The sequence below is a fragment of the Paenibacillus sp. FSL R7-0312 genome (assembly GCF_038004445.1).
Classification (GTDB): domain Bacteria; phylum Bacillota; class Bacilli; order Paenibacillales; family Paenibacillaceae; genus Paenibacillus_AQ.
In genome coordinates this window covers 766,529-790,367 of sequence record NZ_JBBORE010000001.1, presented here as the reverse complement: position 1 = coordinate 790,367, position 23,839 = coordinate 766,529, and the positions used below count along the sequence as shown (strand labels likewise).

Here is a 23,839-nt window from a genome sequence, read left to right as displayed (position 1 = left end):
CGAATGCGTAATGCAAATATCCGGAAGCGGAAATTTGCCGGTGGTCTTTGTGAAATATACGTAAAGGGGTATAGGGCTTGTTGTCTATGCTTATGTATAACCCGTTCTTGTACATTCCGCAGAAGCCGATACCTGAGAACGATACTCTATCGTCCTCAGGTATCGGCAGCCTCTGGCCCGATTAACGGAAAGGCTAACTCTGCTCGTGCAGGCCGCATGCGGGCACCTCGCCTGTTCCTCGCAGGAGTCTGAATGGTGCCACAGAAACAGGCAGGTCTCCTGGCTTCCGGTATGCCCTCCGGCGCCTTCCCGAGGGGCCTCGCAGCCCCTTAGTGGCTTGTTGCCGGTGGATGCTGCTCCAGCGGCATCTGGCGGCTGGAACATCCGGTTACAGTGGCGGGACCGCAGCGGTTTTGCACCGCGTTTCCCTATTAAGTCTCCTCTCGATTGAGAGAGTGAAACACCTGTTTCTACTATATTTTGTTGTTGTTTAATAAACGTAACTCAATATATTGTGTTTGTAAATGTTTTTTTACAATCCCGCGCGGGGAGCGGGTTCCGCAGGTTTACTCACAGATGATCCACAGTTAGTCCACAGGTAATCCACAACTTTCCTGTGGATATGGCCTTAAATGAGTCATAAATTGTCCCAAAAGATGCCACAAAGACTCCATAAATAGAGTGCGTCTAATCCTGGTAATTTTACGGGGGAGATAGTAATAGAGAGGGGGGTCTGTGGTTATTTGTGGGAGGGGCGCTGAAGGGTTACAATTAAGGAGTAAGGAAAGAGGAGACTCATCAAACTTGCAGGAGGGATTTCATAATGGCGATTGGTGAAGTGACCGTTATTCCGATTGGCACTGGCAGTACCAGTCTCAGCAGCTATGTGGCCGATATGCAGCGTGTGCTGCAGACCGTGGAGGGGATTACCTATGAGCTTACTTCGATGGGGACTATTATTGAAGGACCGGTTGCACGGATTCTGTCTGCAGTAGAAGCGCTGCATGAGTCGCCTTTTACTTCAGGAGCACAGAGAGTATCTACCTCGCTTAAAATTGATGACCGTCGTGACAAGTCTTCTACGAGCCGCAGCAAGCTGGAATCCGTGGAACGTAAGCTGCAAGGAGAGTAAGGAGTACCTGTAGTTGTAATCAGATTCAACCTATAAGGAGCGGATCTTTCATGGCAAAGGCCTCACAGCAAATCGGAATTCAAATGTACACACTGCGTGACCAGACAGAGCGCGATTTCCTGGGTACACTGGGCAAAGTGGCGGAGATGGGATACCAGGCGGTAGAATTCGCCGGTTATTTCGGCGTGTCTGCAGGAGAACTGCGCCGTACATTGGACCGGTTGGGTCTTGCTGCGCCTTCGGCGCATGTGGGCCTGGATTTCAGCAGTCTGGATAACATGGAACGGGCGTTAGCCAAAGAAATTGAATATGCGAAGGAACTTGGACTACAATATATGATCACCCCTTCGGCACCGCTTCCGCAGAACCCCTCGATGGAAGATGTGACGGCGGTGATTCCCTTCTTGGAGAAGGCCTCCGCGATGGTCCGTGCAGCAGGCCTGCAGTACGGGTATCACAACCATGATTATGAATTTGCGGAGGTAGACGGCAAAGCAGTCATCGATATATGGCTGGGGCAGATTCCTGCTGAGCATATGTTTGCCGAGTTTGATCTGGGGTGGGTATACAGGGGCGGGGCCCGGCCGATTGACTATGTCTCGCGTTATGCCGGGCGTGTTCCGCTGGTCCACATTAAGGATTTCGGGGCAAATAATGAAGAGACTGACCTCGGGAAAGGGCAGGTTGATTTCGCTAGCGTCTTCGACAAGGCAGAGGAAAGCGGAATTCTGTATTATATAGTAGAGCAAGAGGCTTATGCCGTGTCGTCGCTGGAGAGTGCTAAGCAGGCGCTGGAATATTTCCGCGGGTTGGGGCTTATGCAGGGATAGGAAGAGGTAATAGTCAAAAAGGGTTGCGTTTTCTGCTGAAAGAGTTATAATATTTTTTGTTTGGCAGGGGCAATCCTTTTAAGCTGGTGTAGCTCAGGGGTAGAGCAACGCACTCGTAATGCGTAGGCCGGGGGTTCAATTCCCTTCACCAGCATCCGTAAGAACTCAATAGTGGCGCGGCTTTCCGGGGTTTTGGGGGTCGCGTTTTTTTATTTATTCATCCGATCGTCTACCGGCCCGATGCTTGCTTATGCTTAATACAGAATGCAGGACTAAAATGAAATCAATCTTATTAAACGATTTATATGTTATTCCTAGAGCCTATTTTGTTTATGAGAGGAGGCACTTGTATGAAGTGTCTGACGATTCGCCAGCCTTGGGCAACCTTAATTGAGCTGGGTGAAAAACAGATCGAGACCCGTTCCTGGCCGACGGCTTACCGGGGAGAATTAGCCATCCATGCCGGTATGCAGGTAGATAAGGCCATATGCAGGACAGAGCCGTATCAATCGGTGCTTGCCCGGCACGGCTACACGGCGGATAATCTGCCCTCCGGGGTAATCCTTGCGACCAGCCGGCTGGCTGGTTGCTGCGGGGTTACGCCTCAGCAAGCACAGCAGAACTGGCCGGGCGGGAATGAATATGTGTTCGGCGATTATGCAGAAGGCCGGTATGCCTGGAAGCTGGAGGAAGTCGTTGCGCTGGCTCATCCTATACCTGCCAAAGGGCGCTTAGGTTTCTGGGAATATCCCGTTCTTGAGCAGGAGTGGTGAATCCATTTGTGGCCAAATAAATAAAAATTTCATGCTTATCAGCTGTCAGCGGGTATCATAGGGATATTCAGCGGGTAATCTTCTTATATATATGGAAAGCGGACTCTGCGGTGGTATGCTGCAGGAGCCAGGGCAGAAATGCCGGGAAGGAGCGTATGCATAAGAGATGGGCAGCCTTCTTATCGCATGGCTTTGTATGCTTTGTTTGTTTATTGTGTTTAAGGATCAGGTAAGCCGGAAGATCCTGTATCCCGTAGCGGCTGTGGTTATCTGCGGTACGCTTGGGTATTGGACGATTTTAATGTAATCTTTATCTGGGTATCAGCTTATTTTCAGGTAAGGGATGTAATAGGGTACCCTGAGGTCTTGCCAATCATGGCGGGCCTCTTTTTTATGGGGGAAGTAACGCCGAGAATTAACATAGCCAGAGTTGCTGTTCATCTCAAGGCGGTTGAGTCCGGAGTGCCAAGACCCAAATATCTGCGCATGCGGATAGTAGACTGGGCGGTAATGACATCATCCAGCAGCAGCATCCGTTCATGATAACCCCTGCAGACAAATTTGGCTTCAATGCCAACTTCCAGCTGCTGCTGTGCATAGACCTTCAGACCACGGGCTCTCATCTCGGTGCGGACATCCCGCAGGTCGGCTATGGCTGCACCCGCCGCTGTCCGGAGAACCTCAAGGTAAGGATCGGGTGTGCGCAGCTCTGCGGATAGGATGGAAGCATCGCGTTCAAAGGCGGATAAAATGAGCGGCAGCAAGATATACGATTTCACCAGCATATTGTCCTGGCTCTCTGCTCTGTGCATCAATCTCATCTCCTCCAACGAGAACGTATATTCGTAATTTAACCCGAAGTTCAAAAAAAATCAATGGTATTTAAAAAAAGAGGGCTGTTAATGTGACATAATTCACAATAAAATCGGGAAAATTATTTTATATTAAAATTGAAATAATAAAGTTGTAAATAAATCTGATTAAAAGGAGAATGGCAATGAGTCATGAAGGAAATCTCCGCCGCGGTTTATTGTTTGGGTTATTCCTTAGCGTTCCGCTTTGGGTATCAATGATTGGCTGGATTCAGCTGCTCTAAAAATGGATTTCTGCGTGTGCAGATTTCCAGCCCTCTACACAAACTCCCTAGATATGTCGATTAAAGACTGCTGTGAAAACAGATGAATCTCATAAGGCTTTTACTATATAAGAGCTCTCTTGTATGTCCGGAAACGGGTGGTGTCCTTAAGGAGGATGGCACCCGTTTCTTCAGGTTCACCATGTGAGGTTTGTTTAAGCGAAGATGGGGGGGGCGGGGAGAAAAAGTAGGACTAAAATACTAAATTTTGATATTTGAAATTTAAGGATAATAACTCTGTGAAAAGGAAAAAGTACTGCGGCGAATTAGTGGGATTATCGACCTTTTTCGTCAGGAAGGTATGTTTATAAATTGTATAAAGCCTTATGAATAAAGCGTTTTTTATTTTTTTCATCACAAAAATAGCTGTGAAATGAATTGGAAATATATTGACAATATGCCAAGTGGCATCTAAACTAAAGTTAGTTCTAAAGTAACAAATGTCACAGATTTCTGTTGGGTATTACATAAGCTTTTCCAATTTCATATCAATCATGTACAAACGCAAACCGTTTCGAAAGAGCGGGACGCAAAGTCAGGAATCTGATGCCCCTTAAGTCCGGGCTATGGTCGTCCGGCCGCCGTGAAGCTAACCCTTCGTGGCGGTCTTTTTTTTGTTATAGTTTTGCGACGATTTCATAGAATAGTTGAATAGGAGGTGTAGATTATTGAGAAAAAAATTGCGAAAAGCGGCCGCCTGTATTCTGGCGGGCGTACTGACCGTAAGTAGCGCCTTCACTTGGGGGACGGAGGTAAGGGCAACAGCTGGTGTACCTTACAATCCAACGCCGGTCTTGGGGATTGCCGGGAATTTTAATGCTTTTATCTTTGACGATTTCACGCAAGACAATGATCAAATTGAAGGCCGTCTTGCAGCGGGAGGGAATATTACTCTCTCTGGAGGTTACGGGGTAGCCAGGGCCTACAGGAATTCTTCAGCCACAGACGTACTCGTTGCCGGTAAGAAGTTTAAACATTCGGGTAGCGGAGAAATCTACGGAAACGTTGTGTATGGGGACACCATTGAAGCCAATGAGCCTATTGTGAATATTATAGGCGCGAAGAAGCAGGGAAGCCCGATTGATTTCCCGGCTGAGAAGCAGTATCTGATCTCGCGTTCTGCAGCATACGGGGCATTGTCCGCTACGAAAGAAATTGGCAATAATAATTATGGAACACTTACAATAAGTGCGCCGGATCTTTTCAACGTAGTTCACCTGGATGCGGCAACGCTGGCGAATACAAACAATATTCAATTCAACATTGCCCAGAATGCCACGTTAATTATTAACATAAGTGGAGCTACGGTCAATGTACCAAGTTTCGCAATGAATAACGGCAAAGCAGGTCAAGTGTTGTTCAACTTCTACGAAGCGACCAAGGTGAATATTGCGTATACCACCTTTTTGGGGACGATACTGGCGCCTAAGGCGGATGTCAATTATTCCGGTGCAGAGCTATACGGAACGCTAATTGCCAAGTCTTTTGCCGGCGGAGTAGAAATGCACCTAGGAACATACCAGGGAGATGGACCGCCGCCAAGTCCGACGCCGACCGCAACACCAACCCCCAGCCCATCGCCAACACCAACCGTAACACCAAGCCCTACACCAACAGTGAAACCGACTGCAACGCCGACGGTGAAGCCAACTCCCACACCAACAGTGAAACCGACACCGACGGTAAAACCGACACCAACAGTGACGCCAACGCCGACAGTGAAACCGACACCAACAGTGATGCCAACGCCGACAGTGAAACCAACACCGACAGTGAAACCGACGCCGACACCTAAGTGTACTCCGTCGCCAACACCGACAGTGAAACCAACGCCGACAGTGAAGCCGACACCGACAGTGAAGCCGACACCGACAGTGAAACCGACACCAACTGTGACGCCAACGCCGACAGTGAAACCGACACCAACGGTGACGCCAACGCCGACAGTGAAACCGACACCAACGGTGAAACCAACGCCGACAGTGAAGCCAACACCGACAGTGAAACCGACACCGACAGTGAAACCAACACCGACAGTGAAACCAACACCGACAGTGAAACCGACACCGACAGTAAAACCAACACCGACAGTGAAACCGACACCAACGGTGAAACCAACGCCGACAGTGAAGCCAACACCGACAGTGAAGCCGACACCGACAGTGAAGCCGACACCGACAGTGAAACCGACACCAACTGTGACGCCAACGCCGACAGTGAAACCAACGCCGACAATGAAGCCGACACCGACAGTGAAGCCGACACCGACGGTGAAACCAACGCCGACAGTGAAGCCAACACCGACAGTGAAACCAACACCGACAGTGAAACCGACACCAACGGTGACGCCAACGCCGACAGTGAAACCGACACCAACGGTGACGCCAACGCCGACAGTGAAACCGACACCAACGGTGAAACCAACGCCGACAGTGAAGCCAACACCGACAGTGAAACCGACACCGACAGTGAAACCAACACCGACAGTGAAACCAACACCGACAGTGAAACCGACACCGACAGTAAAACCAACACCGACAGTGAAACCGACACCAACGGTGACGCCAACGCCGACACCAACAGCAGCACCAACACCGACACCAACGGTGACGCCAACGCCGACACCAACAGCAGCACCAACACCGACACCAACGGTGACGCCAACGCCGACACCAACAGCAGCACCAACACCGACACCAACGGTGACGCCAACGCCGACACCAACAGCAGCACCGACACCAACGCCAACAGCTGCACCGACACCAACGCCAACAGCAGCACCAACACCAACGCCAACGGCAGCACCAACGCCAACGCCAACAGCTGCACCAACATCAACGCCAACGGCGGCACCAACGCCTACACCAACAGCAGCACCGACACCAACGCCAACAGCGGCACCGACACCAACGCCAACAACGGCACCGACACCAACGCCAACAGCGCCACCGACACCAACGCCAACAGCGGCACCAACGCCAACGGCAGCACCTACACCAACGCCAACAGCAGCACCTACACCAACGCCAACAGCAGCACCGACACCGACGCCAACGGCAGAGCCAACACCGACACCAACGGCAGCACCAACACCAACGCCAACGGCGGCACCAACACCGACAGTAGAACCAACGCCAACATCAACAGCAGCACCGACACCAACGCCAACGGCAGCACCGACACCAACGCCAACAGCAGCACCGACACCAACGCCAACAGCAGCACCGACACCGACGCCAACGGCAGAGCCAACACCGACACCAACGGCAGAGCCAACACCAACGCCAACGGCGGCACCGACACCGACGCCAACGGCAGAGCCAACACCGACACCAACACCAACACCAACACCAACGCCAACGGCGGCACCAACACCAACGCCAACAGCAGCACCGACACCGACGCCAACGGCAGAGCCAACACCAACGCCAACAGCAGCACCGACACCGACGCCAACGGCAGAGCCAACACCGACACCAACGGCAGCACCAACACCAACGCCAACGGCGGCACCAACACCGACAGTAGAACCAACGCCAACATCAACAGCAGCACCGACACCAACGCCAACAGCAGCACCAACGCCAACGCCAACACCAACACCAACACCAACACCAACACCAACGGCAACACCAACACCAACACCAACACCAACACCAACACCAACACCAACACCAACACCAACACCAACACCAACACCAACACCAACACCAACACCAACACCAACACCAACACCAACACCAACACCAACACCAACACCAACACCAACACCAACACCAACACCAACACCAACACCAACGCCAACGGCAGCGCCAACGCCGACACCAGAACCAACACCAACACCGACGCCGACACCAACACCAACACCGACATTACCACCGGCACCAGTACCATCGTCTGCACCGCCCGTCTTTATTAATGTAGTGCCAACGCCGACTCCAATAATCGGCTATATTGTAAATCCAGATACAATAATCATTGATGATCCGCTGCCTTTGGGCCCTGTGACAACAGTAACACCTCGGCCGTTAGTGGTGACACCAAGTCCAACCCTAACGCCAAGCCCAAGCGCAACACCAAGTCCAACGCCAATTGTGACAATCATTGATGAAGAGATTCCGTTAGGCAATGTACCTGCGGATGCATCGCTCCCGAAGACTGGTGAGTCCAGTCCGGCTCCCTATTACTTGGTCGGTCTAGCCCTTGCAGGATTGGGAATATTCCTCGGCAGAAGATCCAGAACAGATAAACGTAAATAAATGCAATTCGTAAGATCCTTTCCGACAGGCTGGCGATATCACCGCTAAATCGGGAAAAGGCTGCTTTGGGAGAAGACGTTCTCCACAAAGCAGCCTTTTTTATATGGGATATACATTTGATATTATATTTCCTCGTAAAATCAAATGTGCTAAGGAGAAAGAGTTGCGTCTTTACGATCATGGGACCTTGAGTATATATTAAAATTTCAAAATTAAAATTAGTTCTTTATACATAGTTTGAAAATATCCTTATCGGTGCCATCGAGAGCGATGAGAGGATCAGGATTCAGCTGGGAAAGCTATGTTTTCAATTAAAAAAACCTTTTGTAACAGTGCTTTGGAGTGAATCGGTAGATATAATCTATTACCAGATGTTTCAAAGGATTTCATTGACAATCAGCCTTGATAGCGGATAAACTAAAATTAGTTCCAAAGTAATGAATATCATAGACATTAGTATAAAAGTTTGATTTAGTACATAATTTCACAACCTAATCTTTCACTGACGTATAAACGCAAACCGTTCGAAAGGACGGGACGCAAAGTCCAGGAGTCTAAAGCGCGATGGAGCGCAACGATCGTCCGACTGCCGTAAAGAGAGCAACCTCTTTCCGGCGGTCTTTTTTTGTTATATAAATGTGGCCTATATCTATATTAACTGTGAGGTGAGCTTGTATGTTCCAATTAAAAAAATTCAAACGTCTTACGGTGTTCGGACTTATAGCAGTTCTGATTGTGGGAAGCGGCCGAATTATTTCACTGGGGAGCACCTCAGTTAAAGCCGAGGGCAACTCTTTGCCGGGCAATGCATCCAAGTATAATGTGTTCATCTTGGGAGATGTTGATGTTAAGCATAGTGATATTGAAGGCAGATTAGCTGCTGGCGGAAACGTGGATTTAAATGTTAATTACTCTGTGGGACATAGTCTTACTAGTGAAGAAACGAAGGAAGGATACTCTCTCATCGCTGGTGGTAATCTGTATTATTCCCAGGGAGAAACCGTGGGTGATGTAGTCTACGGGGGAGTTATAGCGGCAGCGGCGGCCCGCGCGGGGGGACAGGAAGCTTACAACAAAAAATAAATGTTGTAGATTTTTCAGCCGAGTTTAGTTTACTTCGTGAGAAATCTCAGCAGCTTGCTTCTCAGCCTGTTAATGGGGTTACCACTGCCAACTCCGGTAATTTCTTTTTGGAAGGTACAAATTCGGATGTTAACATATTTACTGTAGAGGGCAGCAAGCTGTCTAGTGCAAATGAGTTGAGAATTAAGATTCCAGATGGCTCAACAGCTATAGTAAATATCTCCGGCACTTCAGTAACTATGAAGAATATGGGGACGGGAATTAATGGTAACGGAAATAAGGATAACGCTATGAACAGTAAAGTGTTATATAACTTCAGTCAAGCGACCAGTCTTCAAATCGAAGGTATCGGAGTTTTGGGATCTGTGCTGGCTCCATATGCCTCTATTCAATTTAATAATGGTCAAATCAACGGGAACCTGATCGGAGCTTCGCTCTCAGGATCGGGAGAATCCCACCATATTCCGTATAAAGGCCAAGATCCGCCGACACCGACTTCGACGCCTTCAGTGACGCCGACGCCAACAGCAACACCGGCAGTGACGCCGACGCCAACGGCAACACCGGCAGTGACGCCGACGCCAACGGCAACACCGGCAGCGACGCCTACGCCAACGGCAACGCCGACAACAGCGCCAACGGCAACACCGGCAGTGACGCCGACGCCAACGGCAACACCGGCAGCGACGCCTACGCCAACGGCAACGCCGACAACAGCGCCAACGGCAACACCGACTGCAACGCCGACAACAGCGCCAACGGCAACACCGACTGCAACACCGACTGCAACACCGACAACAGCGCCAACGGCAACGCCGACTGCAACACCGACAACAGCGCCAACGGCAACGCCGACTGCAACACCGACAACAGCGCCAACGGCAACACCGACAGCAACGCCGACAACAGCGCCAACGGCAACACCGACAGCAACGCCGACAACAGCGCCAACGGCAACACCGACAGTAGCGCCAACGGCAACACCGACAGCAACGCCGACAATAGTGCCAACAGCAACGCCGACGCCAACGGTAACACCGGCAGCAACGCCGACCGCGGTACCGACAGCAACCAGCACGAGTGTTTTTGTCCCAAGCTTCGTATTTCCGACATCAACCGCTCCGACAGTGATTGGGACTATTGTGACTGATACCGACACTACTATTAATGATGACCCGGTTCCTCTCGGGCCGGCAGCATCACCGGTTGTGACGATGCTGACAACAACAGCGCCACAGCCAGTTGTGGAGGTTCCTGCACCTGCACCTGCACCTTCACCGGTAGCAGGACCGGCACCTGAAGAAATCATTACGGATGACGAGATTCCTCTGGGCAGTGTGACTGCAGAGCAAACCCTGCCGCAGACGGGTGAATCAAGTCCTGCGCCGTACTATATTGCGGGTGTTGCTCTTGCCGGTCTGGGCCTGCTTCTTAGAAGAACCGCCAGAGTGAACAAGCGCAAATAATTATTGTTAAGCCGCTGTGTTTGGATGAGGGCTGCTGCCGGAGAGAGATTCTCCGGGAAGCAGCCTTTTTGTATACGGGGGCGCATTCTAATCGCAGCTTACCACTTGGGCGAAGCAGGCAGCGCCGGACTGACGGCGGTGTTTTTAGTTGGACGGATACCATGCTATACTAGGCTCAAATTATTCATAAGCAAGAATACACATTTCCTCAAAGAAATGGTTATTACTGAAAGGGTGAACGTTATGTGGAGTATATACCTGCTAGTGGTGCTGGTTGTTGTCGCGGGGATTTTGGCTTATGCCGGATTGTACTTTTATGGAGTGGCTATTAAGCGGGCACCCAAAGAATTCCTGGGCAAGACGCCGGATCTGAAGGTGGACCCGCCGGTAGCCGGGGCTTCGTGGGGGGAAGGGGCGGAATGGGTAGCACGGCAGAACTTTCGGGAAGTGGAGCTGGTCTCGGATGATGGACTGAAGCTGCGAGGCTACTATCTGGCTTCAGAGCGTGCTGCGGGCCGTACCGTAATTATTGCCCACGGTTATTCCGGCAAGGCTAAGGATATGGGGGCAACCGCCAAAAACTATTATGACAACCTGGGATATAATGTACTGCTGCCCGACGCCAGAGGTCACGGGAAAAGCGAAGGGGACTACATTGGCTTCGGTTGGCCGGAGCGCCGTGATTATCAGCAGTGGATCGGATTTATTCTGCAGGAGACCGGGCCAGAGGCGCAAATTGTGCTGCATGGCGTATCTATGGGCGGATCGACAGTGCTAATGACCGCCGGTGAACAGCTTCCTCCGCAGGTCAAAGCCGTTGTCGCTGATTGCGGCTACACCTCAGTCAAAGCGCAACTGACTTACCAGCTGTGGCGGATGTATCATCTGCCGGGCTTCCCCTTTGTGCAGATTGCCAGCCTGGTAACGCGGATGAAGGCAGGCTATTATTTCGGTGAAGCGTCAGCGCTGGAACAGGTGCGTAAAGCCCGGGTGCCGATTCTGTTTATCCATGGAGATGCGGATAAGTTTGTGCCTTTTGCGATGATGGATGAGCTGTATGGTGCCTGCAAGAGTCCTAAGGAGAAGTTGGTGGTGCATGGAGCGGGGCATGGTCTTGCCTATGATACGGATAAAAGGGAGTATATCCGCACAGTAGGCGACTTCGTGGAACGTTATGTACACAGCCCGGCAGCGGCTGATTGGGTCTAAAAAAAGTCCCCGGAACGTAGACGCGCCCGATATCCGCAAACAGCGGGTATCGGGCGCTTATTATGTTCCACACATGGGGCCTTTCCCTGCGTCAGGGAAGCAGCACAGCCATGTCTTATCGGTATATGAATCCCCCGCCGTTTGTGAGCGAAACGGGTGTCGTTGTTCCTTGTTATTTCCAGCAGCCGTGTGGCGAGAGAAATCCTTCCAATACGACAAAAGCCCTACCTCTCTTTTGTCCTTGCGGCTCCGTGGCCGCGCCAGTGCGAATCGGAATGCTATGTTCGAATTTAATCTCATAAAAAGGAAAAGTACTGCAAGAAAACGTAAGATTTTGTGTCCAAACTGCCGATAATAAAGACAAGTAATTTATCGGCCTGACATCTTCTTGATGGGGATAATCATACACGAAAACAAATATTATATTACTATAACATGTGATATATAGAAATGCAAGCCGATATTGGGCTGAGGCCGGGACGGATGATGGGACAGATGGGATTATACAGAAGATTTTTGGGGAATCAGATCCGGAATTATATATTCGGCTCAGCAGTAGCGGTGCTGGCGGTAGGGAGTTTGATCCTGCTCTCCTCTCTGGAGATTAGCAGCATCGAATACTTCAGGCTCTTGCTTGTGCTCGCCTTGTCATTCGTGATTATGGCGGTCATGGAGATCGGGGTTTTTATCAATCAGATCAGACCGGTACGCACTGCGCTGTATGAAGATAACCTTACTTTGTCTATGCTGGAAGAGGCGTATCTGCATACACATCAATTGCCGAAGCGCGCGGTTCAGCGGATTATGGGGCCTCACCTTCTGGGCTTGTCCCTCCCGGCTGTCCTGATGACCTTCTGGATGATCTACAACGGCTGGATCACTATCCCGTATTTTTATCTGATTCTGGCTATGTGCGGCGCTGTTCTTGTGTCGTGTATGCATGCGCTGATTGAATTTTTTCTGACCTGTACGGCCATTATTCCGCTGATCAAAGAATTCAGGAACCGGGCGCTGGAGCAGTACGGTGTCGACTTTTCTCTGGAAGGTCATGTATTCGTACCTATCCGTCCCAAATTTCTGGTGAGCTGCATGCTGATCGGCACCTTTCCGCTGTTCCTGTTCATCATGGCTACCCATATTCGCCTGAATGGTCAGGAGGGTCCTGTAGTTGTGGTGGGGCTTCAAAGTTACTGGGCTTGGGCAAGTATGGTGCTGCTGATCGGCACCCTCTTCTCCTCCATTGCAGCATGGCTGCTGACCAACAGTGTGCAGCATCCTATTAATGAGTTGTATCAGGCGATGAATCAGGTGAAGGACGGCTACCTGGTGCAGATGCAGGATGAGTACTCTGATGAATTCTCCAAGCTTGTAGCAGGATTTAACATGATGGTCCGGGGACTGCAGGCCCGGGAGCAACAGAACCGGCAGTTGCTCGACAGCTACTTCACTACACTCGCAGTGGCGCTGGATGCCCGTGATCCTTACACAGCAGGGCATTCCCTGCGTGTCGCGGAATATTCTGTGATTATCGGCCAGCTGGCTGGACTAACCGGGCAGCAGTTGGACGATCTGCGTAAGACGGCCTTGCTGCATGATATTGGTAAGATTGGGGTGAGAGACAGCATCCTGTTTAAGGAAGAAGCCCTGACCGATGAGGAGTTCGACCAGATTAAGAGCCATCCTGTGCTTGGAGAGAATATTCTGCGGCAGATTGAACCGGTCGAAAAGATGGTACCCTATCTGGGCGGCGTCCGTTCCCATCATGAACGTTATGACGGTAAAGGATATCCGGATGGACTTGCCGGTACGAATATTCCTTTACATGGCCGGATTATCGCTGTGGCGGATGCCTATGATGCTATGACTTCTAACCGCCCTTACCGTAAAGGGATGGATCACGACCGGGCGCTGGCTATTCTAGAGCAGGGAAGGGGTACTCAATGGGACCCGGAATTCGCCGGCTTGTTTCTGTCTTACTTTGGGCGGAAGCCGGAACCTCTTCAAACAGGCTATACCGTCAAAACAGGATAAGGATGCAGCGTTCTTCCGGTTATCCTTATATTTCTTGCAGAAGCGGATGCCATCCAGTTTATGGAGGGTTCCGCTTCTGCTTTGCGTGCCTATTTTGTGAACTGCCATTGAAATGCGACAATTAACGACTACATTCATTGAAGGATTGCGGGCGGACCGTTATAATTATTAAGTCTGGATTTTAATTAAAAAATAAGGGAGATTTCTATGAAACGCGCAGATGTGCTGCTGATTTCTATCGTTTTGATTGCTGCGCTCGCTTTTCTTGTGCCGAGATGGCTTTCAAATGATGCTGATAAAGGTGGGCCGGGCAAGGAACTTACGGCCAATATAACGGTAGACGGCAAGCTGTTCAAAACAGTAACGCTTACCAAAGAAGAGCAAACCATTGATATTCGCACAGATCGGGGCTATAACATTTTGAAGGTGCATGATTACGGGATTGAGATGTACGATGCGGATTGTCCCGATCAGGTATGTCTCGGCTTTGGATTTATCACGCTGCCCAAGCAGACCATAGTATGCCTTCCGCACCGGGTATTAGTTGAAATTGCAAGCGGGTCGGGGGAGGATGAAGTAGATGCCTATGTCCAGTAGTGAATCGGCTACAGCGCTGAAACGGACGGTCATTATTGCGATTTTCGCGGCCGTTGCCGTAGTGCTGAGTATTGTCGAGGCTCAGATTCCGCTTGCGGGAATGGGGCTGATGCCCGGAGCCAAGCTGGGGTTCGCCAATATTATGATTTTGACCTGTATTTACTTTTTGCGTGGACGAGATGTGTTCGTGCTCGTCATTCTGAAGACGCTGCTGACTGCATTTCTGCTTGGCACACTGTCCAGTCTGCTCTTCAGCCTGTTCGGCTCGTTGTTCAGTTTTGTGGTCATGTTCGCGCTGGTCAAGCTGGGGGGCAAGAGGTTCAGTGTCATCGGAATCAGTATTGCAGGGGGCCTGGCTCATAATACAGGCCAGTTGCTTGCGGCCTCGTTTGTATTCAATTCAACGAGTATTTTCTACTACTTGCCGATTCTGCTGATTACCGGGATTGTGACGGGGATTGCTGTCGGCTTCGCCGTGCGGTATGTCGTAGACTCGCTATCCAAAATATCCTTGTTTGAAGAGTTCCTGAACGGACCGGGCCACTAGCTGCGGAAGGATGACTAACATGAATCAATCGTACAAAGATACAGAGGCCGGTGAGGAACCGGCCGTTATTACGCTTGCGGGAGTCTCGTTCGGATATGATCCGGAGCATCCGATTCTCCATGACATAAACGTGTCTATCCCGCAGGGCCAATGGGTAAGCATTGTAGGACCCAACGGCTGCGGGAAATCTACGCTCGTCAAGCTTCTGAATGCACTGCTGCCCAAGAGTGCCGGGGAGATTACTGTCTGCGGACATACGCTGCAGGAAGAGACGATTGGAGACATCCGGCGATGCATCGGGATGGTGTTCCAGAATCCGGATAACCAGTTCATCGGACAGACGGTAGAGGAAGATATCCTCTTCGGCCTGGAAGGCCTGTGTCTGCCCTACGAAGAGATGAAGCAGCGGCTTGATCTCTATACCGAGAAGCTGAGCATTGATCATCTGCTGTCCAAGCATCCCGGAGAGCTGTCGGGCGGACAGAAGCAGCGTGTCGCGCTTGCTTCGATTCTCGCCATGAAGCCAGGCATCGTCATCCTCGACGAGGCCTCTTCTATGTTGGATGAAGGCAGCCGTGATGAGCTTATGGGCATTCTGCGGGACATGCAGGCAGAAGGGGCGTACACGATACTGCTGATTACACATGATCCGGATGAGATCCTGGCTTCGGACCGAGTGCTTGCGCTGCATGGCGGAAGCATAGCGGCGGATGTGCCGCCTGCGGAGCTGTTCCGCAATGAAGACCTGCTGGAGAAATGCCATTTGCGGGAACCCTACCCTTGGCGTCTTGCCCGTGAGCTGCAGAGCCGGGGGATTAAGGTGGATGTACCCGCCAGCGAAAAGGAGCTTATAGACACACTATGGTCATACAACTTCAGCAAGTAAGCTACACGTATGCTGACCGCAGTATGTGGAAGCAGACGGCGCTGCATGGGATTAATCTGAATATTGCCCAGGGGTCACTGACCGGGATTGCCGGGGCAACGGGCTCCGGTAAGTCTACACTGCTCCAGCTGTTCAACGGGATTCTGAAACCGACAAATGGTACGGTGCAGGTGCTTGATGTGACCATCACTGCAGGAGAGAAGTCGCCGAAGCTGCTTCCGCTGCGCCGGCGGGTCGGACTGGTCTTTCAATTCCCGGAGCAGCAGATGTTCGAAGATACGGTGGAGAAGGACCTCTGCTTCGGGCCGCTCAACTTCGGCGTGAGTCTGGAGGAGGCCAAGGAGCGGGCACGCAAAGCGATGACGGACATGGGCCTGGACCTTGCCCTGCTGGAGCGCAATCCGTTCCGCCTGAGCGGCGGACAGATGCGCAAAGCCGCCATCGCCTCGGTGCTGGCGATGGACCCGGACATTGTCGTGCTGGATGAGCCGACAGCGACGCTGGACCCGGTAAGCCGCGCTGAGCTGATCGCGCTGCTGGAGCGGCTGTGCCGCGAGCAGGGCCGGACGATCATTATCGTGACGCACCGGATGGATGAGCTGCTGCCGTATGCCGACAGCTGGGCCCTGCTTAAGGACGGCGGGCTCGCCTTCCAGGGCAGCGGCCAGGAGCTGGCCGCTGATCCGGCGATTCTGGAGCGCTGCGGACTGACGGTTCCGCAGTCGCTCCGGTACTGGCAGGCCGTCGCTGAACGCTTCGGCCTGGCCGGCGAGAAGCCGCTCCTTACGGCGGAGGCCCTCGCGGAACGGATCGCCGCCCTGCTCGAAGAGCGTAAGAACGCCGCCATGGAAGAAAAGGGGAATGACCATGAATGAACGCCTGCTGCTGGGACGCAGCATTGATACGGGCTCATGGGTACATAAGCTGGATGCCCGGTCCAAAATTACAGGCATGCTGCTCTACGTAGTGATTATCCTGTTATCCAATTCGTGGATGGCGATTGGGCTCATAGCGCTGTTCTCCATCATTGTTATGGCAACCACCCGCATCCCGCTAAAATATTTCATTAAAGCTGCGAAGCCTTTGCGTTATCTGATGGTATTTATCTTCATTGTGCAGTCCCTGTCCGTGAAGGAAGGAGATATCCTGTGGTCACTCGGCTCCTTCTCGCTGCATGCGGGAGGCCTGCGGCTGGGGGCGTTCTCGGTCATCCGCATGCTGTTCCTGCTGACCTTCACGGCACTGCTGACCTTTACGACAACGCCCGGCAAGCTGAACCAGGGCCTTGGAGGTGTGCTTGCTCCGTTTAAGAAGCTTGGCCTGTCACCGGACCGGATTACGCTGATGATCAGCATCGCGCTGCGCTTTATCCCGACGATCCTGGATGAAGCGCAGATTATTCTGAAGGCACAGGCCTCGCGCGGCGCGGATCTGAAGGAGCTACCCTTGAAGGAGAAGGCGCGGATGCTCGTCTCCCTGCTGGTTCCGGTCATCGCCAGTGCTTTCCGGCGTGCCCAGGACCTGGTGTATTCCATGGAAGCCCGGGGCTTCCGCATGGATGCGCCGCGCAGCCGGTATCACCGCCTCAGGTGGGGCGCTGCGGATACGCTGTTTGTTGCTATGTTCGTTGTCTTGGGAATTGCAGTAGCATTATTGTAGGAAGTTTAGGAGGAAACAAGAATGGCACGTTATTTTAATGGTAAAGAGATTGAATTATTGGCACCTGCGGGAACGTTTGAGATCTTCAAGGCTGTGATTGAATCGAAGTGTGATGCGGTGTATTTCGGCGGCCCGGTGCTGAATATGAGAATGATGCGCAAGGGCTACAATTTAAGTCGCGAGGAAATAATTGAAGCCGTGTCTATCGCCCATAAGCTGGATAAAAAAGTATACGTCACTGTAAATAATCTATTCAGCGAAGAAGATGTGGAAGAAGCCAGAGAGTACCTGCGGTTTCTGGATGGCGCCCGTCCGGATGCACTAATCGTGCAGGATATGGCTGTGCTGGAGCTGATCCGGGAGATGGGGCTTACCGTTCCGGTCCACGCTTCGGTCATGATGAATGTGCATAATCTGGAGATGATTCACGCACTGAAGGAGCTTGGCGTCAGCCGGGTCGTTACCTCGCGTGAGATGGATCTGCAGACAGCGAAGCTGCTGGGAAGCAGAAGCGGTATGGAGCTGGAATATTTCATCCATGGCGATATGTGTTCCGTGCACGGAGCAAACTGCTATTTCAGTTCCCAGGTGTTCGGGATGAGCAGCAACCGGGGCAAATGCATGAAGCCTTGCCGCTGGGATTACCGGATCAAACGTGATGGCTATGTCTTCCCTGCGGAATACCCGCTGGCTGTCAAGGATATGTCCATGTATGAGCATCTTCCGGAGCTGATTGAGTCCGGCATTACTTCCTTCAAAATTGAAGGCCGCATGCGCGACCAGGAATTTATGGTGATGCTTGCCAACAGCTATGGCGATGCGATTGACCGTTATATCGATGATCCGCTGGGCTTTGACCGTACTGTAGATTCCAAGGAGCTCTATAAGAACCGCAAACGGGACTTCTCCACCGCTTATGCTTTTGGTAAACCGGGATTGTCTAACATCAACCGTCGTTATGAAGGTACAGGCAAGTTCTACAGCACTGGCAAAGTGTTCAGTACACCGACTGCAGAACGTGAGCTGTCCGAAGCGCGGGTAATGCAGCTGCGCGAACGGCTGGCCGAAGACAAACGCAGTAGGCAGACGAAGCCGGAGCTGGCTGTGCGGGTGAACAATATGGAACAGGCACGTCTCGTGCTGGAGATGGGTGTAGAGAGCTTATATATACCGGGTGATGTGTTTGAGCCGGACCGTCCGTTCACGAAGCAGGATATTAAGGAGCTTGGAGCCATCAAAGGCCGGACCAAGCTGTACCTCGGAATGCCGCGGATGATGACGGAGCTGCATTTTGATCAATATGACCACTTGCTGAACGGGGAGAAGCTGCCGATTGACGGCTTGATGATTACGAACCTCGGAGCGATCCGCCGCTATCGCGGGACCGGATACCCGATGATTGGCGATGCCAACCTGAATGTTTACAACCACCTGTCTGCCGGACTGTATACCGGACTCGGCCTTACGAAGCTTACAGTTTCACCGGAAATGACATTGGAGCACTTTGCCTCCTTCGTCTCCCGCAGCGATTTGCCGCTGGAGGTTGTGGTTCACGGAACGCCGGCGCTGATGTATATGGAGCATGATCTGTTCGAGAATACAGAAGTGATGGAGCCGATTGGTGAGGAAGACAACCAGTTTGTCAGCAATGCTGTGCTGGTGCTCAAAACCGATAAGGGTGAGAACCCGGTCTACCGCGACCAATATGGCCGCTGCCACCTGCTGTTCGCCAAAGAGCTGTGTTATCTGCCGATGCTGGATGAGATGAACGGACTTGGAATTGCGAGCTTCCGGATCGAAGGGGCTACTTACAGCACGGATGAACTCCGCACGATTATTGCTGCTTACCAGGCTGCGATGAATGGAGCAAAGCTGGGCGATGATCTGCTGGGCGGACTGAAGCCAGTATATGCGGGCTACACACTAGGCTCACTGCAATTTAATTAATAATAATTCAATTTTAAAATAACACAATGGCGAGTATAATAACGGTAGCGGCGCATTCATAAGTAATTTTTTTCACAATATAGTAAGCCTGAATCATATTTTCTTATCCACATCATGGACATCATCTTGGATCATCAGCAGCTGAAAGTGAGGGAACCTTCATGGAACAGAGCAACATCATTGGAAGAAATGCGGTAGCCGCCAAAAGAAAGCAATACTTCTACCCGTGCACCGCACATTTTTACCGGGATGCACCGCAACTGGTACGCGGAAGCATGCAGTACGTGTATGATGAGAACGGCAAAGAATATACGGATTTCTTCGCCGGGGTGTCAGTTGTCGCCTGCGGCCACTGCAATCCGGCGATTACCTCCCGCACAATAGCACAGCTGCAGCAGCTGCAGCATACCTCGACCGTCTATCTGACTCAGCCGAATGTAGACTTGGCCGAGCGTCTGGAGGGTCTGCTGCCGGGCGCTCTGCGCCGGACCTTCTTCGTTAACAGCGGCTCGGAAGCGAATGAAGGGGCGCTGCTTCTGGCCCGGATGCATACCGGACGCAAAGGCTTCATTGCCCTGGAAGCCGGCCTGCATGGCCGGACCAATCTTACAATGAGCGTGACCGGCCTGCAAATGTGGCGGACAGACGCTTACCTGGATGAAGATGTGACGTTCATTGAGCGGCCGTATCATCCGGAGATGACGCTGAAAGAGGCCGCTGCGCGGTCGATTCAGAGCCTGAAGCGTGTTCTCACGGAGAAAGGCGATACCATCGCCGCCATGATCGTCGAACCGATTCAGGGAAATGGCGGCATGATTATGCCTGCCCTGTCTTATTTCCGTGAGGTGAAGGCGCTGCTGGAGCAGTATGGTATCTTGCTGATCGACGATGAGATTCAGACCGGCTATGGCCGTACAGGAGCTATGTTTGCCATGGAGCACTTCGGCGTAGTTCCGGACATTATCAGCATGGCTAAGGCACTGGGCAACGGAGTGCCTGTCGCCGCATTTTCGACTACAGATGAGATTGCGGCTTCACTGAACAAGCCTTCGGCCTCGACGTTCGGGGGCAACCCTGTATCTGCGGCCACGGCGCTTGCTGTGCTGGATTATATCCAGGGTGAGCGGCTGCCGGAGCGTGCGGCTGAGCTGGGTGGACGTTTGAAGAAGGGCTTGCTCCGGCTTCAGGAGCGCTATCCTGCGCTGATTACCGATGTGCGGGGAACCGGATTCATGCTGGGTGCCGAGCTTGCCGGCTCTGAAGCTGAAGACGCTGCTGAGCGGACGGACAATGTGCTCGAAGAAATGAAGGACCGCGGCTATCTGATCGGCAAAAACGGCATAGGCCGCAATGTTCTCGCCTTCCAGCCGCCCCTGGTTGTCACTGCAGAGAATATTGATGCTATGCTTGCTGCCTTGGATGAAGTGCTGTCCCTGGTCAAGCAAGCGATTCATTGAAGAAAGAGGCACAACATTATGGTTATCATTAATGCTTTTAAGCATACGGCACTTAAATTGAAAATGTTCAGCGAGCTGGTTATGTTCTCCCATACGCTATTCTCCCTGCCTTTTGCCATCATCTCGATGGTATGGGCGGCGGGAGGCTGGCCTTCCGGCCATATGATGCTGTGGGGGCTGATCGCTCTAATCGGCGCGCGTAACGGGGCCAATGCGTTCAACCGCCTGGTGGACCGTACCTTTGATGGCAATAATCCGCGTACCGCACACCGGCATCTGCCGCAGCGTCTGCTCGCTGAGAAAGAAGTTATCCTGTTCATCATCATCAACTATGCACTGTTTATTGTCGCTTCCGGGATGCTCAATCTGCTCTGCCTGCTGCTGTCCCCGGTGGCCATTGTGCTGATCTCGACCTATTCGTATACGAAACGCTTTACCTTCCTGAGCCATCTGTATCTGGGCTTCGTTATTGCTTCAGCGCCTATCGGCGCCTGGTTTGCAGTAACGGGCAATATTGCGTTCACTCCATTTGTTATCGGAACAGTGGTCATGCTCTGGATTGCCGGCTTTGACATCATCTACGGGACCCAGGACATCGATTTCGACCGGAAAAATGGCTTATGGTCCATTCCGAGCTTCTTCGGACTGGAGAACGCGCTGCGGATCTCCAAGGGGCTGCATTTCATTATGATTATGCTGCTGCTGTTCCTGTACCTCTGGCGTGATCTTGGCTGGATGTATCTGGTCGGCATCGGGATTGCTACATTGCTGCTGATGACAGAGCACAAGATCATTAAGCCTTCAAACCGTAAGATGATGAAGGTGGCTTCTTATAATTTGAACCAGGTGATCAGTATGGTGATATTGCTATGTACGTTGATTGATTATTTTTACGTTAACTAGTATGCGTGGGGCGCGGCTGGCGGCTGGTGGCTGGCTGCCGGCAGCGCGGTAGAGGTTGGGAGGCTGCACTGCGATGAATATTTGGACCTCCGATCGCTATTAACTTCGGATTCCCTGATTTGAACCGCTGTTTGCGGTAGGAATCCGAAGTTAAAGGCGAACGCTGACGCTTCTCCAGTTCCAAAATTCCTCTCCGTTCCGTCCTAACCTCTCCCCAGGCAAGATTAACTTCAAAAAGACAACAAGCTACCCAGCAAGGGTGGGCAGCAAAGAGCGCGACAAGCTTGGCTTCGCGCTTTTCTTTTTGCCTCCGTAAGACACCCCCCCAAGGGACAACCTCAAGAGACACCCCCAAGAGAAACCGCCAAGAGAAACCCCCAAGAATAACCCCCAAGGGACAACCCACAAAAGCAAACCAAAAAAGCCACTAAGCTAAACACGCTCACGTTCGCTTTGCTGCGTTCGCTTGATTAGCAACATCAAACCGGTAAAATTAACGCCCCACTTAACTAGTTCTGTTGCACGGCGTACAGTAGAATCCATCAAAAAACACGAATGAATCGTACCTATGGGGTTCTTGTATAGTTTAGGTCTCTATAAAGTACCTGAGTAACTCTGTGCGAGTATAATGTTGTACGTATTACAACTCTGATTCATCAATAGTAGGGTGTTTGGACGGATTGTTGTATGAAATACAACAATTGTTCCGTTAAGAGGCTTGGAGAAGAAGGAATGCTGCAGTTTGTACAACAATTTTGGTTTAGGACCGAGTTTATGAGGGGAATGTTGTATTCTGTGCAGGATTATCAAAAAAATCGCTGGGATAAAGGCGGGGGGGGGCATAAAGCAAAAAAAACGAGCCCTAAAGGGCCCGTTTTACTTAGTAATTCATGCGGTGTTCAGAGGTTATCCTGCTGCACGGACAACAGTTCCGGTTCACCGGTCGCGTCCAGCAAAATACTGCAGCAGGATTTCCAGATCGGCATGCGCCGGGAAGCTGGAGAGCTGCTGCACGATCGCTGCAGCCTGGGACAGGTAGTCCTGGCTGACAGCTTCTGTGCGGGCCAGAGCGTCGCTGGCTGTGATCAGCTCCAAGACATGCGCAATCTCTTCGGAAGAAGAAGAGGGGCCAATCCGGCGGATCACAGGAGCAAGCTCAGGGTCCTGCAGGGCGAAGAGTACAGGCAAGGTAACCTGGCCATGGCGCAGGTCGCTGCCAGCGGGCTTGCCAAGCACATCCGCAGATTGCGTGAAGTCTAGGATATCATCCTGAATCTGGAATGACATGCCCAGCGCTTCGCCGAAATTATAGAGAAGATCGGAGACTTCTTCGGTGCTTTCTGTGGATAGTGCACCTACCCGCAGGCAGGTAGCCATCAGCAGCGCTGTTTTGTTACGGGACTTCTCCAGGTATTGCTCCAGTGTCAGATTGTAATCAAAGGCATGCTCCATTTGCTGGTATTCCCCCAGACATAACTGGGCAGTGGCCACAGAAGACAGATCGTGAACGTAACGGTTCTTATCACCCGAGTACTTGCTTAGCAGCTCAATGACGCGGGCGGACATATAATTGCCGATATGCACAGCAGATAAGATGCCGGTCTTGGTATGCAGCGCAGGCTCGCCCCGCCGCAGTTCGGCGTCGTCAATAATATCATCATGAATCAATGAGGCGGCGTGGATGAATTCAGCGGCTGCGGATAATTGCAGGGTTCTGCGTCCGGCCGGAGTGCGTCCGAACCGGCTGCCGACTATGACCATCAGCGGACGTAGCCGTTTGCCGCCAGAGCCGGTCAGTTCAAGAATACTCTGCGCCAGCAGCGACTTTTTGGGAACATCCTTATCGCGGGTCACCAAATTCTTAATTTCGCGGTTAATTTCATTCAGATCAATATGCAAAGCTTCGTGCAGCTTCATCTTTTGTG

General features: G+C 51.8%; 17 protein-coding genes, 1 tRNA gene, 1 pseudogene and 3 riboswitches. Of the genes and pseudogenes, 17 read left to right on the top strand and 2 right to left on the bottom strand.

Annotation, left to right across the window (positions count from 1 at the left end; genetic code table 11):
• Positions 1-252 precede the first annotated feature (252 nt).
• Positions 253-483: riboswitch (cobalamin riboswitch) on the bottom strand.
• Between the two features lie 340 nt (positions 484-823).
• The 4 genes from MKX70_RS03350 (at position 824) to MKX70_RS03335 (ending at position 2,735) form a co-directional block, all read left to right on the top strand.
• Entirely contained in the window at positions 824-1,132 is a 309-nt protein-coding gene (locus tag MKX70_RS03350) for an MTH1187 family thiamine-binding protein (RefSeq protein ID WP_042232147.1), read from the top strand.
• Between the two features lie 50 nt (positions 1,133-1,182).
• Positions 1,183-1,962: a sugar phosphate isomerase/epimerase family protein gene (locus MKX70_RS03345; RefSeq protein WP_042232149.1), complete on the top strand. Its 780-nt coding sequence runs from the start codon at positions 1,183-1,185 to the stop codon at positions 1,960-1,962.
• Positions 1,963-2,044: 82 nt separating this feature from the next.
• Positions 2,045-2,116, top strand: a tRNA-Thr gene (locus tag MKX70_RS03340).
• A gap of 196 nt (positions 2,117-2,312) precedes the next feature.
• Positions 2,313-2,735, top strand: a complete 423-nt coding sequence (locus tag MKX70_RS03335) for an ASCH domain-containing protein (protein WP_042232151.1) — start codon at positions 2,313-2,315, stop codon at positions 2,733-2,735.
• A gap of 437 nt (positions 2,736-3,172) precedes the next feature.
• On the opposite strand, the gene MKX70_RS03330 is transcribed toward MKX70_RS03335, so the two are convergent.
• Positions 3,173-3,550, bottom strand: a complete 378-nt coding sequence (locus MKX70_RS03330; RefSeq protein ID WP_156122905.1) for a hypothetical protein — start codon at positions 3,548-3,550, stop codon at positions 3,173-3,175.
• An 813-nt stretch (positions 3,551-4,363) separates the two neighbouring features.
• Positions 4,364-4,456: riboswitch (cyclic di-GMP riboswitch) on the top strand.
• A gap of 82 nt (positions 4,457-4,538) precedes the next feature.
• On the opposite strand from MKX70_RS03330, the gene MKX70_RS03325 reads away from it, so the two are divergent.
• The 13 genes and pseudogenes from MKX70_RS03325 (at position 4,539) to MKX70_RS03265 (ending at position 21,914) form a co-directional block, all read left to right on the top strand.
• Entirely contained in the window at positions 4,539-8,129 is a 3,591-nt protein-coding gene (locus MKX70_RS03325; protein ID WP_340839545.1) for a choice-of-anchor A family protein, read from the top strand.
• 504 nt (positions 8,130-8,633) lie between these two features.
• A riboswitch (cyclic di-GMP riboswitch) is annotated at positions 8,634-8,723 on the top strand.
• An 81-nt stretch (positions 8,724-8,804) separates the two neighbouring features.
• A pseudogene (locus MKX70_RS33375) lies at positions 8,805-9,628 on the top strand (choice-of-anchor A family protein); the annotation flags it as partial.
• A gap of 798 nt (positions 9,629-10,426) precedes the next feature.
• Positions 10,427-10,678 (top strand): LPXTG cell wall anchor domain-containing protein, encoded by a 252-nt coding sequence (locus MKX70_RS33370; protein WP_445323698.1) that lies wholly within the window; start codon positions 10,427-10,429, stop codon positions 10,676-10,678.
• 243 nt (positions 10,679-10,921) lie between these two features.
• Positions 10,922-11,887, top strand: a complete 966-nt coding sequence (locus MKX70_RS03310; protein ID WP_042232157.1) for an alpha/beta hydrolase — start codon at positions 10,922-10,924, stop codon at positions 11,885-11,887.
• A gap of 450 nt (positions 11,888-12,337) precedes the next feature.
• Positions 12,338-13,918, top strand: coding sequence for an HD domain-containing phosphohydrolase (locus tag MKX70_RS03305; protein ID WP_340839544.1), 1,581 nt, complete (start codon positions 12,338-12,340; stop codon positions 13,916-13,918).
• A 207-nt stretch (positions 13,919-14,125) separates the two neighbouring features.
• Positions 14,126-14,515, top strand: a complete 390-nt coding sequence (locus MKX70_RS03300) for a NusG domain II-containing protein (RefSeq protein ID WP_039309813.1) — start codon at positions 14,126-14,128, stop codon at positions 14,513-14,515.
• Positions 14,499-15,062 (top strand): Gx transporter family protein, encoded by a 564-nt coding sequence (locus MKX70_RS03295; RefSeq protein ID WP_039309812.1) that lies wholly within the window; start codon positions 14,499-14,501, stop codon positions 15,060-15,062. Before MKX70_RS03300 ends, MKX70_RS03295 begins: the two co-directional genes overlap by 17 nt.
• A gap of 19 nt (positions 15,063-15,081) precedes the next feature.
• Positions 15,082-15,948, top strand: coding sequence for an ATP-binding cassette domain-containing protein (locus MKX70_RS03290; RefSeq protein WP_052415939.1), 867 nt, complete (start codon positions 15,082-15,084; stop codon positions 15,946-15,948).
• Positions 15,924-16,823: an energy-coupling factor transporter ATPase gene (locus MKX70_RS03285; protein ID WP_340839543.1), complete on the top strand. Its 900-nt coding sequence runs from the start codon at positions 15,924-15,926 to the stop codon at positions 16,821-16,823. The genes MKX70_RS03290 and MKX70_RS03285 overlap by 25 nt, the downstream gene beginning before the upstream one ends.
• Positions 16,816-17,607: an energy-coupling factor transporter transmembrane component T family protein gene (locus MKX70_RS03280; protein WP_340839542.1), complete on the top strand. Its 792-nt coding sequence runs from the start codon at positions 16,816-16,818 to the stop codon at positions 17,605-17,607. The genes MKX70_RS03285 and MKX70_RS03280 overlap by 8 nt, the downstream gene beginning before the upstream one ends.
• A 21-nt stretch (positions 17,608-17,628) precedes the next feature.
• A complete protein-coding gene (locus tag MKX70_RS03275) occupies positions 17,629-19,554 on the top strand; it encodes a peptidase U32 family protein (protein WP_340839540.1) in 1,926 nt (641 codons plus the stop codon).
• A gap of 161 nt (positions 19,555-19,715) precedes the next feature.
• The gene (locus MKX70_RS03270; protein WP_042232165.1) at positions 19,716-21,011 is read left to right on the top strand and encodes an aspartate aminotransferase family protein; all 1,296 of its coding nucleotides are present in this window, start codon (positions 19,716-19,718) and stop codon (positions 21,009-21,011) included.
• Between the two features lie 18 nt (positions 21,012-21,029).
• Positions 21,030-21,914 (top strand): UbiA-like polyprenyltransferase, encoded by an 885-nt coding sequence (locus tag MKX70_RS03265; RefSeq protein WP_042232167.1) that lies wholly within the window; start codon positions 21,030-21,032, stop codon positions 21,912-21,914.
• Between the two features lie 936 nt (positions 21,915-22,850).
• On the opposite strand, the gene MKX70_RS03260 is transcribed toward MKX70_RS03265, so the two are convergent.
• On the bottom strand, positions 22,851-23,831 hold the full coding sequence (locus MKX70_RS03260; protein ID WP_042232169.1) for a polyprenyl synthetase family protein: 981 nt from the start codon (positions 23,829-23,831) through the stop codon (positions 22,851-22,853).
• Positions 23,832-23,839: the final 8 nt, after the last annotated feature.